The sequence below is a fragment of the Archangium lipolyticum genome (assembly GCF_024623785.1).
Classification (GTDB): Bacteria; Myxococcota; Myxococcia; order Myxococcales; family Myxococcaceae; genus Archangium; species Archangium lipolyticum.
On the sequence record NZ_JANKBZ010000001.1, the window covers coordinates 431,620 to 442,883 of the forward strand.

General features: G+C 68.4%; 8 protein-coding genes. 2 read left to right on the forward strand and 6 right to left on the reverse strand.

Features of this window, described 5'->3' with window-relative positions; all coding sequences use genetic code 11:
* Nucleotides 1–8: 8 nt before the first annotated feature.
* Nucleotides 9–1,199 carry a metallophosphoesterase gene (locus tag NR810_RS01445; protein ID WP_257446574.1) on the forward strand — a complete coding sequence of 397 codons (1,191 nt, stop codon included), beginning with the start codon at nt 9–11 and terminating at the stop codon, nt 1,197–1,199.
* A gap of 6 nt (nt 1,200–1,205) precedes the next feature.
* Here NR810_RS01445 and NR810_RS01450 read toward each other — a convergent pair whose 3' ends face one another.
* Both NR810_RS01450 and NR810_RS01455 read right to left on the reverse strand, forming a co-directional pair.
* Nucleotides 1,206–2,345 carry a B-box zinc finger protein gene (locus tag NR810_RS01450; RefSeq protein WP_257446577.1) on the reverse strand — a complete coding sequence of 380 codons (1,140 nt, stop codon included), beginning with the start codon at nt 2,343–2,345 and terminating at the stop codon, nt 1,206–1,208.
* Nucleotides 2,342–3,274: a glutathione S-transferase family protein gene (locus tag NR810_RS01455; protein ID WP_257446588.1), complete on the reverse strand. Its 933-nt coding sequence runs from the start codon at nt 3,272–3,274 to the stop codon at nt 2,342–2,344. The genes NR810_RS01450 and NR810_RS01455 overlap by 4 nt, the downstream gene beginning before the upstream one ends.
* 254 nt (nt 3,275–3,528) lie before the next feature.
* Between NR810_RS01455 and NR810_RS01460 the strand changes: the two genes are divergently transcribed.
* A complete protein-coding gene (locus NR810_RS01460) occupies nt 3,529–6,705 on the forward strand; it encodes a PAS domain S-box protein (RefSeq protein ID WP_257446590.1) in 3,177 nt (1,058 codons plus the stop codon).
* Nucleotides 6,706–6,748: 43 nt separating this feature from the next.
* Here the strand turns inward: NR810_RS01460 and cglE are convergent, their stop codons facing one another.
* From cglE to NR810_RS01480, 4 genes are all read right to left on the reverse strand, one after another.
* Nucleotides 6,749–7,345: an adventurous gliding motility protein CglE gene (gene cglE, locus NR810_RS01465; RefSeq protein ID WP_257446607.1), complete on the reverse strand. Its 597-nt coding sequence runs from the start codon at nt 7,343–7,345 to the stop codon at nt 6,749–6,751.
* A gap of 83 nt (nt 7,346–7,428) precedes the next feature.
* Nucleotides 7,429–9,321, reverse strand: coding sequence for an AgmX/PglI C-terminal domain-containing protein (locus tag NR810_RS01470; RefSeq protein ID WP_257446622.1), 1,893 nt, complete (start codon nt 9,319–9,321; stop codon nt 7,429–7,431).
* Nucleotides 9,322–9,366: 45 nt separating this feature from the next.
* The gene (locus NR810_RS01475; protein ID WP_257446624.1) at nt 9,367–9,651 is read right to left on the reverse strand and encodes a hypothetical protein; all 285 of its coding nucleotides are present in this window, start codon (nt 9,649–9,651) and stop codon (nt 9,367–9,369) included.
* Between the two features lie 181 nt (nt 9,652–9,832).
* Nucleotides 9,833–11,254 (reverse strand): tetratricopeptide repeat protein, encoded by a 1,422-nt coding sequence (locus NR810_RS01480; RefSeq protein WP_257446626.1) that lies wholly within the window; start codon nt 11,252–11,254, stop codon nt 9,833–9,835.
* Between the last annotated feature and the right edge of the window lie 10 nt (nt 11,255–11,264).

Genomic DNA, 11,264 nt, shown 5'->3' on the forward strand with positions numbered 1-11,264 from the left:
CCTGGGCCATGCCGTTCCGCTTGTTCTCCTTCTCGCTCTTCATCGCGCTCGGCGCCTTGCTGGGACACCTGTACCTGTACCGGAGACTGGTGCGAGGCCTGCTGCGTGGACGCGTGGCCCGGCTCCTGGCGATGGCCTTCCTCTTCCTGATGACGCTCCTGCTGATGCTCCGGCGGACGCTGCAGCGCGAGCTGCCCGTGGAGCTCGCCGATGGGGTCGCGGTGGTGTCGTACACCTGGATGGGCCTGGCGCTCCTGCTGGTGATCTCACTCCTCGTCGCGGACCTCGCCCGGGGGCTCCTCGCGCTGGGACAACGGCTCCGCGCGCCCGCCACCGCGCACGTCTCCCCTGCCCCGTCCGTGGACGAAGGACGGAGGCTCTTCCTCGCGCAGGCGATGACCGGGAGCGCCGCCATCGCCGGTGGCTCCGTGGCCGCCTACGGCCGCTGGCGCGCCTTCGCGCCACCGGTGGTGACCGAGCTCGCGGTGAAGATTCCCAAGCTGCCACGGGCGCTGGAGGGCCTCAGCATCGTCCAGCTCACGGACATCCACGTGGGCCCCTTCATCCGGCGCGAGTTCATGGACGAGCTGGTCCACCGCGCCAATGCGCTCCGGCCGGACCTCATCGCCGTCACGGGGGACCTCGTGGACGGGGACGTGCCCACGCTCGGCGGGTCCGTGGCGGCGCTCGGGAACCTGAAGGCGCGCTTCGGCAGCTTCTTCGTCACCGGCAACCACGACTACTACTCGGGCGACGAGGAGTGGACGGCGTTCCTCCAGACGCTCGGCCTCCAGGTGCTGCGCAACCGCCACGTGCGCATCGGCGACGCGGGCGGCTCGCTGGACCTGGTGGGCGTGGATGATTGGAGCGGAGGAAAGCGGCGCGGCAGGAAGGGCTACGACCTCGACCAGGCGCTCGCGGGGCGGGACCCGGACCGGGCCGCGGTGCTGCTCGCGCACCAGCCCGCGAACTTCAAGGTGGCGGCGGAGCGGGGCGTGGACCTCCAGATCTCCGGCCACACCCACGGCGGGCAGATCTTCCCCATGACCCTCCTCATCGGACTGGGCTGGGAGCACTCCGCCGGGCTCTACCGGCACGGCGACTCACACATCTACGTGAGCCGCGGCTGCGGCTTCTGGGGCCCGCCCATGCGCGTGGGCAGCCCGCCGGAGATCGTCAAGCTCGTGCTGACGGCCTGACGCCCCTCAAGGCGCCCAGCGGAGGGCCGCCGCCGTGGCGGGCCCCACGCGCACTTCGTCCAGGGACTCGGGCAGCCGCCCCTGCCCTTCTCCCAGCGGGACCTCGCCCACCATGACCTCGGCGGCGGGCTGCGGGTAGAGGGGCTGACGCTCGGGCTCCACCAGCCCCTCGGGGACGCGCGCATGGCCCTGCTCGTCGTAGGCATCCGCCGCGCCGAGACAGTGGAAGAGCTCGTGGGCCACGGCCGTCAGCTCCAGGGTGAGCTCGGTGTCCTCCAGCACCCCGCGCACCAGACCCACCGAGCCACCCGCCTCGGCCATGCCCTCCACGAGGCGCTCGCCTCCCTCGCCCGCGGGCTCCAACACCACGTAGATGCGAGCATCCAGCCCGAGCGAGCCCAGACCGGCGGCCTCATCCACTGCGGCCAGGCCGCGGGACAGCGCCCAGGCATGACGGGCCCGCGCCACCAGCGACTCCCCGGGCGAGGACAGCTCCAGCCCGGCGGCGGACTGGGGCCCGGCCAGGACGAACCGGACTGGCGGATCCACGCCCACGCCGTGGCGGCGGGCCTCGCGCGCGAGCCACGTCTCCAGCTGACCGACCCCATCCCGCCAGGCCTGGTGCACCCCGGGCTTCACATCGCCTCGAGAGAGCAGCACCACCGCCACGCTCAAGGATCGATCCCACTCCAGGCGGGTCTCCCGGAGGCGGTTGCGAGAGGTGCCCCAGAACACCACGAGCACCAGGACGACGAGCAACACGGACACACGCAGCCACTTGGCCCGCGTCCGGCGCGCTCGGAGGGCGGCACACCGGGCACAGAGCGCCTCGCCCTCCGGGCTCCTGCACAGCACGCACACCAGCTCGCGGCAGTCCGCGCACGGTGACTCGGGAGCCAGGGACGGATGGGCGCTGCACACGGCGCTGCCATGGCCGGCCACCGCCACCGGCTCACAGCTCACCCCGTGCTTCCGGAGCGCCTCCACCAGCCGCTGTGCCTCGGCCGCCTCCAGGTCCCGAGGCAGGACGCGCTCCTCGGACAACAGCTGGCGAGCCGCCTCCAGGGGAACCTGGAAGGCGCGCGCCAGCACCATCGCGGCCCCTCGGGAGTCGGAGGCAACCACCCTGACACGGACTCCGCTCACCCCTGTCTCTGGAGCCGGAAGCCGATGCGGGGGAAGTGCACCACGACCTCGCCCGCGCGCGGATCCACCCGGCGGATCGCGATCTCATTCGGGCGCGACAACACGAGCTCGCCCTCCACGGGATCGACGCCGTAGTCCGTCGCCGCGACCGTGACGCGCTCGCCTCGCGCGATGCCATGCAGATCCAGGAACGCCTCTCCTTCCGTGGAGGAGGGCTTGCTCGCGGCCGCGAGCGCGATGGCCTCCCCGCTCTCCATCTTCTCGGACGTGCCATTCCCCAGGGCCTGGACACGCTCCATCCAGGCCAGCACGTGCCGGTACGGCTCGAGGATGCCCGCGACCGGGGGCACCCGCCGCACGAACCAGAGCGAGTGGTAGACGGAGAAATCCGCGATGCTCGTGGCCTTTCCGAGCAGCCAGGGCCGGCCATCCGCGAGCTGCGCCTCGAACTGCTCGAGGTACAGCCGCAGCGCTCCGGTGGATTCCGGAACCTGCATGATCGGCGCGTTGCCCCGGAAGGCGGCGCGGTCGGCCATGAACGCCTTGAGCTGCTCCGGCGTCATCCCGGAGAGGCTGTGCTGGAACGCCGCCGGCTGGAGGGTGTACGGGATCGCCGTCCAGAACAGGGTCGAATCCGCCCACTGCGCCACGATGCGTGCCATTCCGGCCGATTCAGCCGGATACAGGGTCGGCGTGGGCGCGAGCCGCTCCAGCACGTCCGCGATCAATGCCGAGTCACAGTAGATGTCCGCGCCGATCTGCAGCAGGGGCGTCTTGCGGTAACCGCCCGTCAGCGCGATCACGTCCGGCTTGGGCATGATCATCGGGATGTGGACCGAGGTCCATCGCAGGCCCTTGAAGCCGAAGATCGCCCGGATCTTCTCGGCGAAAGGGGAGCTTGGATAGTGATGGAAGATGAGCTGGGTCACGAGGGCTCCTGTTGGAATCGCGAGGCAGGAGATACCTCATCGAGGAGAGAAAGGCGCTCCCATTTCCCCTCCGCCATCCTCTGCCCCATCCTCCGACTGGGCCGGAGGCGCCTGGCGAGCAACCCGACGCCGAGCATGTCTGCTGGAACGCGGGCCCGGCGCTTGCGGATCCATTCGTGCACCTGAAGCTTCAGTCGAGGGTCCTCACGTGTCCGTCGGGATACTGGAACCACCGGATTCGAGAGGGGCAACCAATGATAGACGCGCAAACCGGTGCACACTCGGCCGAGGGCCTGATTGACGAGCTACTACAGAACCTTCACGGGGCCATCATCTGGGAGGCGCATGCCGCGACGGCCCGGCTCTCGTTCATCAGTGAGTCGGCCGCGGAGATGTTCGGTCATCCCGGCGAGCAGTGGGCGGCCGATGCGGATTTCCTGAAAAAGCACGTCCTCTCCGAGGACTGGGGCCGTTTCCTGGAGATGCTGTATCAGGTGGCCGCCGAAGGCGGCGTGCAGACGTGCGAGCACCGGATGCGCAGGTCGGATGGCTCGATCCTCTGGGTCCAGACCACCCTGCAGCGCAGCAGCCGCTCGAATGGTGCGCTTCTCCTCTCCGGGCTGACCGTCGACATCTCCAGGGTCAAGGAGCGGGAGGTCGCCCTCGGCGAAGCCGAAGCACATTTCCGGTTGCTCGTCGAAAACCTCCGCGACTACGGCGTGTTCATGCTGTCGCACGACGGGACCGTGGCGAGCTGGACCCCTGGTGCGCAACGACTCAAGGGTTATCGGGCCGATGAGGTCCTCGGTGCGCCGCTCTCGTATTTCTTCCCTCCCGAGGAGAACGCGAAAGGGACTCCCCAGCGGCTCCTGGACAAGGCCGAGTTGGAGCGTGAGGCTGAGTACGTGGGCTGGATGCTCCGGAAAGGCGGCACGCCCTTCTGGGCGAGCTTGACCCTGAGCGCCATCACCGACGAGCGAGGACGCCTTCGAGGCTTCTCGAACGTGGCGAAGGATCTGACCCAGAGCAAGATGACCGAGCAGGCGCTGAAAGAGAGCGAGGAGCACTTCCGGCTGCTCGTCGAGAGTCAGGACTACGGCGTGTTCATGGTGTCTCCCACGGGAGCCGTCGAGACATGGAACCGCGGCGCCCAACGGCTCGAAGGCTATCGAGCCCACGAAGTCATCGGGTCCCCGGTATCCGTGCTCTTTCCTCCCGACGTGACCGGGAACGGCCTGCCCGAGCGTCTCCTCATGGAGGCCGCGCGGGTAGGCCGTGCCGAATACGAGGGCTGGCTCGTCCGCAAGGGCGGAGAGCTCTTCTGGGGGCTCCTCACGGTCAGCGCGGTGGAGGATGAAAGTGGCCACCTCCGGGGCTTCTCCATGCTCGCGAGGGATGTCACCCAGCGAAAGCGCACGGAGCAGGAGCTTCGACGGAGCGAGGAGTACTTCCGGCTGCTCGTGGGGAGCGTTCAGGATTACGGCGTGTTCATGCTGTCCACGCAGGGAACCATCGAGACCTGGAATCAAGGTGCGCAGCGGCTCAAGGGTTACCGCGCCCAGGAGATCATCGGCTCGCCCATCTCACGCTTCTTCCCTCCCGAGGAGCTCGAGAAGCGCACGCCGGAGCGGCTCGTCGAGCAGGCGCTCTTGAATGGCAGTGCGACCTACGAGGGGTGGATGGTGCGAAAGGGCGGTGCCCGCTTCTGGGCGCTCGCCACCCTCAGCGCGGTGGAAGACGCGGAGGGCAACCTCCAGGGCATCTCCAATGTCGCCAGGGATCTGACCGAGCGCAAGAGGGCCGAGGACACGCTGCGCGAGAGCGAGGAACGGCTCCGGCTGCTGCTCGACAGCCTTCAGGACTACGGTGTCTTCATGCTGTCCCCGGACGGGCATATCGCGAGCTGGAACCCAGGGGCGGAACGGATGAAGAGGTACAAGGCGGAGGAGATCATCGGAGCGCATGTGTCCCGTTTCTTCCGCCCCGAGGAGTTGCAGAAGGGGCTCCCCCAGAGCCTGCTGCGGCGTGCGGAGGCGGAGGGGCGCGCCGAATTCGAGGGTTGGATGGTCCGCAAGGGTGGGAGCACCTTCTGGGCCAGCCTCATCCTCAGCGCGGTGAGGGATCGCGAGGGCCACCTGCACGGCATCTCCAACGTGGCCAGGGACCTGACGGAGCGCATGCGGACCGAGCGGGCCATGTCCTTCTTGTCCGAGGTTGGCACGGTGCTGGCCGGGTCTCTCGACTACCACACCACCTTGAACACGGTGGCCCGGCTGGCGACGCACTCCCTGGCCCAGGCCTGCGTCGTCGAGATGCTCGAGGACACCCTCCTCCACCCCGTCGCGGTCGCGCATGTCGACCCGGCCCATGAGCTGCTCGTCCAGAAAGCGATGCGGAGCATCCCCAACGAACCGCAGAAGGGGCATGGAGTCGCGCGCGTCGTGCAGACCGGGCAATCGGAGTTGCTACCGGACCTCTCCGACGTAGGCTGGATCACGGAAGCCCTCGGGCTCGGAGATTCCACGCTCCTGAGGGACCTCGGAGCGCAGTCGTATCTGTGTGTTCCACTGACGGCGCGTGGCAAGACGTTTGGCGCGATGGTCCTCGTGGCCGGTCCTGGCAGGCGCTACGACTCGGAGGATCTCCGCCTGGCGGAAGAGCTCGCCAGCCGCGCCGCGCTCGCCATCGACAACGCGCGGTTGTACGAGCAGTCCCAGAAAGCCATCCGCATGCGGGAGGAAGTCCTGGCGGTCGTGTCGCATGATCTCCGCAACCCCCTGACCATCATCCGGACGGGGGCCGCGCAGCTCTTCTCCGAGGCACGCGGGGCCGAGCCGCGAGGGAAGGCTCCCCGGATCATCGAGAGAATCGGGCGCGCGGCCGATCGGATGATCCACATGATCCGGGATCTGCTCGATTTCTCCAGCATCGAGGCGGGGCAGCTCCGGATCGAGGCCGCGGCGCACATCGCCAACGAGCTCGTGACGGAGAGCGTCGAGATGCTGCAATCCATCGCGGCCGATAAAGGGGTTCGACTCGATAAGGAGCTCGAACCGTCGAACCTGAAGGTCCAGTGCGATCACGACCGCATCATGCAGGTCTTGTCGAACCTGGTCGGTAACGCGATCAAGTTCACGGGAGAGGGAGGCTCCGTCATGGTGCGGACCCGAGACGAAGGGGCTCGGGTCGTCTTCAGCGTCAGCGACACGGGCCCCGGCATCGCGGAAAAGGACCGGGCTCATATCTTCGACCGTTACTGGCAGGCGACCAGGAGGGCCCGAGATAGCTTCGGGCTCGGCCTCGCCATCACCAAGGCGATCATCGAGTCCCATGGCGGGACGATCTGGATCGAGAGCACGGAAGGTCAGGGCACCACGTTCTTCTTCACACTGCCGGTCGACAGGCAAGAGGTGCGCTCGCGCTCAACGTGACGGATCGCGTCACGTTCATCGCCCTCGAGCCCTGACCGTCAGCTCAGAAGGTGTACTTCACGCGGGGGAAGAGGGCGAACGTCGAGATGTTGGGCCCGATGATGTAGCGGGCCATGAAGTCCGCCCCCACCGAGAAATGGTCCATCGGCGTCGCGTACTCGATGCCGATGCCCAGTCCCGCGTTCGGGGCCGTCATCGGCAGTCCCGGGTCCCCGCCGCCCACCGGCGCGGGATCCATCCGCGTGAGGCCCGCGGCCACCTTCGGCATCAGGTAGAGGCGCTCGGCCAGCGGCACCATGTACGCGGCCGTCACGTCGCCGAACGCCACCGTGAAGTTGTCGGACATGCTGCACACGTCCGAGCCCGGCAGGTACCCGGCGAAGCAGTTCGCCGCCGACGCGCCCAGCCCGAAGTGCAACCCCAGCGACACCTTGTCCGTCAGGTCATACCCCACGCCGAGCTGCAGATACGTCTGCGCGTTCGAATAGATGTTCTCGCCACCCAGCGTGAAGAACGCCCCGATGTCGGCCTCGGTGAAGAAGCCGCGGCGGACCTCGAGCGGGACACCCTCGGGCGGCGTGGCCGCGAGGACAGGGGTGGGCAGCAGCGCGAGCACGGCGACCAGCAGAGGCTTCCTCATGGAGACGACCCTCTAAAAAAACCCTCTCCCCGGGAGGGGAGAGGGGTTCCACACGTTGAGAACTTCCTTGGAGACGCGAGCGACTACTCGTTACCCGCCGGCGAGAAGAGCCAGGGGTACGTCACCGCCACCACGCCACCGCCCTTGGGCTCGGGGAACTTCCAGCGGCGGATGCGCGAGAGCATGCAGTTCTCCGCCGTGGAGTTGTTCAGCGTGGTCTCCGTCACGTTCGCCTCCGACACACCACCCGCCGGATCGATCGTGAAGGCCACCGCCACCTTGCCCGCGAGGCTCGGGTTCTTGTTCAGCTCGGTCTCGTAGCAGTACTTGATCTCGTTCTGGTGGCTCCGGATGATCTTGGCGATCACGTCCTTGTCGAGACCGCCGATGACGGTGGTCTTTCCAGGGACGATCTTGGTGATCGTCTTGCCGCGGCCCGTCAGGTCGATGCCGCCGCCGTCACCCGCGCCACGGCCGTTGCCCTTGGTGCCCAGGCCACCCAGGCCCAGCGCGGTACCGCCGCCGCCCGTGCCCTGGCCACGCGAGCCGAGCCCGCCCACGCCCTGCGCGTCACCCATGCCCGCGCCGCTCTTGAGGCCACCCAGGGCGTTGTTGATGCCCGTGCCCAGACCGCCCGGACCGAAGACTTCCGACGCCCCACCCTTCAGACCCTTGAAGGCGCCGAGGAGGCCCACCTTGCCCACGACCTGGCGATCCTTCTCACGCTTCGTCTTGTCGACGATGGGCGTGCCCGGCTTGGAGGGATCGGCCTCGGCCTTCTTGGCCTCCTCCTTGCCGAACTTGCCCTCCTCGCCCTTGGCCTTGGCGCCCTCCTCCGCGCCCTTCATCTGGAAGCGCTTCACGTCGACGGGCTTGGAGGGCTTGACCAGGAGCTTCGCCACCCGCTGCTGGCTCTGGAAGATGTCGTCGTCGGACGGCTTCTCGGAGCGGGGCGTGAGCAGGATGGCCGCCAGCACCGCGCCGGCCGCCACCAGGGTGATGCCGGCGATCTTGAACCAGGTGAAGTCCGCCTCTTCCAGCGTGTTCACCGCCACGGCCGGCGACGGCTTCACGTAGCGCACCACGAAGGTGAGCGTGCCGAGCGACACCTCCGCCCGATCGTGCAGGCCGAGCGTGTACGCGTGCTCCCCGCCCGATGCCGTCAGCTTCCCTTCCGCGCGCAGGCTGTCCTTCGTCCGCACGTCCCCGTTGCGGGTGACGATGACACCCGCTCTCTGGGGAACATGCAGCTCGTACAGCTCGCCACGAGCCACCGCCAGCACGTGACGCGCTCCCACCTCGGAGTCGAACACGTGGAAGAAGTTCTTCTTCCCCTCGCCGATGGTGACCGGCACGGCGTCCCGGAAGTGCTGCACCGCCAGGATCTGATCGCCCCAGAGCAGACAGACCTGGAGCACCTTCTCGTCCTTGGTGGGCTGCGCCTCGGCGGGCAGCGGCTCCTGCATGTGCGCCGCGACCCTGGAGCGTACCTGCCTCACCTGCTGCGGGATGACCCGGGCCCTCGAACCCGGGGCCGCCCGGTTGCGCAGACCCGGAGGCACCACGGGCTGGCGAGCCTCCGGTGCCCTCGGCACCAGCACAGAGCCCTGCAACGCCGCCCCGTTCACCTCCGCACCCGCGGGCGGTGGAGGCAACCCCTCGTCTCCGAAGAGCACCTCCACACGCGAGCCACCCACCATCAGCACGTCACCCGACGCGAGCGTCCTCGGACCCACCACCCGCTGGCCGCCCACCTGCGTGCCACTCTCGCTGCCCAGATCGATGGCCGTCACCGAACCGGTGGCCTCCACCTTCAACATCACGTGAAGGTTCGAGACCCTCGGATCCGGGATCTTCACCGCCGCCTGCGCACCCGACCCCACGATGACGCTCTCGGACTCGGACACCGCCTCCTGCACGGTCCCGTCCGGCCCGGTGATACGCAGCGTCAATCCGTTCTTCTTCCCCGCCGCCATAGTGGCTTCCTCCTCCTCCCTTCCGTCCCGTCCCATGCCCGCCCGCTAGAGGTTGTCGACCGACTTCTGCAGCTCGGGGTTGAAGTTGTCCCGGACCCGGATGAGGCTCTGGAAGTCTGTCTTCTTGCGGTTGAGGACGTAGGAGCCCTCCGGTTTGGTGAGCTCGCCCTCCACCGCCATGTCCGTGAAGTCGATGTTCGTCTTCTTCCGGACGACGACCTTGTCCTCTTCCTGGATGACCTTCACCTGGGTCTGAGAGCCCTGCTCCTCGGCAACCGCCGTCCCCGCCCACAACGCCACCACCGCCACTGCCGCCGCCAGTCGTCTCATGTCAGGCCTCCTCGTCGTCGGATGGGACAGCGGGTCCCAGGTGAGGTTCCCCTCAGCTCCCTTGCACGCCCTGCACCAACGTGCTGGTTGGTGGAATCCCGCGAAATCTCAAAGGCACGCACCCGCCGCCGCCATCGAGGACCCCAAAGAGTGGAAAAATTTTCCCACTGGGGTCGGTAGGTTATTCGGTCTTCGGAGCCTCGGCCGGAGGCTCGGCCGCCGGGCTGCCTTCAGCCGCGGAGGGCTCGGTGTCCTGAGCAGGCGTTGGGTTTTGAGCAGGCGTTGCATCCTCAGCGGGCACGCCCTCCTGCTGTGCCGCCTGATCCGACACCTTGTCCAGCAGCGAACCACTGCCGCCGACGGCCTCCGGGTTCGGGGCCTTCTCCTCGGGAGTGGCCGCGGGCTGCGGCTGACCGCTCTTGCGCATGGCCGCGATGCCCTGGAGCTTCGCGTCGATCATCTGCTTGTCCTGCGCGCTCGTGGTGCCCAGGTCCTTGCAGCGCGAGAGGAAGCCCTCGGCCTTGTCCCATCCGGTCTTCTCGACGGCATAGGCCCAGCCCGCGCCGCACAGGGCCTCGGGTTGCTCCGCGCGCAGCGCGAGCACCTTCTCGAAGGCCTCGCCCGCCTTGAGCCCCTTCTGCGGCTCCCTGCCCTTCTGACCGTCCAGCGAGTAGGCGTAATACAGCCACGCCTCGTGCGAGCCGGGCTCGAGCTCGACGGCCTTGGAGAAGGAGCGCTCGGCGCCGGCGTAGTCGCGCCAGGCGAGCGCCAGGGCACCGATGTTGAGGTGGCCAGGAGCGAAGCGCTCGTCGAGCGACACCGCCTTCTGGAACTGGGCGAGCGCGCGGGCCCGATCTTCCATCTTCAGGTAGATCATCCCGAGGTTGTTGTAGATGCCCGGGTCCTTCTCATCGAGCTTGCGCGCGTTGGCGAGCACCAGCTCGGCGAGCCGGTACTTCCCCTGGTCGTAATAGACGAGCGCGAGGTTCTTGTACGCCTCGGCATCATCCGGGTGGCGTGCGAGCACGCGGCGGGCGGTGGCCTCGGCCTGCTCGTGCTTGCCCGCGAGCCGGTAGGCCACGGTGAGGTTGTTGAGCAGCGAGGCGTCGTGCTCGCGGCCCGGCGTCTTCAATCCGCCCTCGTAGAGCGTGATGGCCTCGGCGTACTTCTCCTGGAGCCGGTAGAGCCGGCCCAGGTTGAGCAGCGTGGGCACGTGCCCCGGCTCGAGGAAGCGCACCTTCTCGTAGGCGGCCTGCGCGTCCGCGAGCCGGCCCTGGCGCTCGGCGATGAAGCCCAGGTTGAACTGGGCATTGAGGCTCTGCGGCGCGAGCTCCAGCACCTCGCGGAAGCCCTCCTCGGCCCGGGCGTAGTCCCCCGCGTCGAAGGCGGCGACGGCCTCCGCGAAGCGCTCCCGTGCCTTCCTGTCCTTCCCATTGGGAGCCACGGGAGCGGGGCTGGGGGCGGCGGCGGGGCCCTGGGCGGCTGGAGCTGGAGCCGGAGCCGGTGCGGAGGTGGCCACCGGCGCGGGCTTCACCTGCGAGGTCGTCGCGCACGCGGCGGTGAGGGCCAGCGTGGCTGCGGCGAGGGTGCGGCGGAACGCCATGAACGTCCTC

What these genes read in the sequence shown, in the direction of transcription:
- NR810_RS01445 (WP_257446574.1), top strand. Translation starts at nt 9, where the DNA reads ATGCCGTTCCGCTTGTTCTCCTTCTCGCTCTTCATCGCGCTCGGCGCC.
- NR810_RS01460 (WP_257446590.1), top strand. Translation starts at nt 3,529, where the DNA reads ATGATAGACGCGCAAACCGGTGCACACTCGGCCGAGGGCCTGATTGAC.
- cglE (WP_257446607.1), bottom strand. Translation starts at nt 7,345, where the DNA reads ATGAGGAAGCCTCTGCTGGTCGCCGTGCTCGCGCTGCTGCCCACCCCT.
- NR810_RS01470 (WP_257446622.1), bottom strand. Translation starts at nt 9,321, where the DNA reads ATGGCGGCGGGGAAGAAGAACGGATTGACGCTGCGTATCACCGGGCCG.
- NR810_RS01475 (WP_257446624.1), bottom strand. Translation starts at nt 9,651, where the DNA reads ATGAGACGACTGGCGGCGGCAGTGGCGGTGGTGGCGTTGTGGGCGGGG.
- NR810_RS01480 (WP_257446626.1), bottom strand. Translation starts at nt 11,254, where the DNA reads ATGGCGTTCCGCCGCACCCTCGCCGCAGCCACGCTGGCCCTCACCGCC.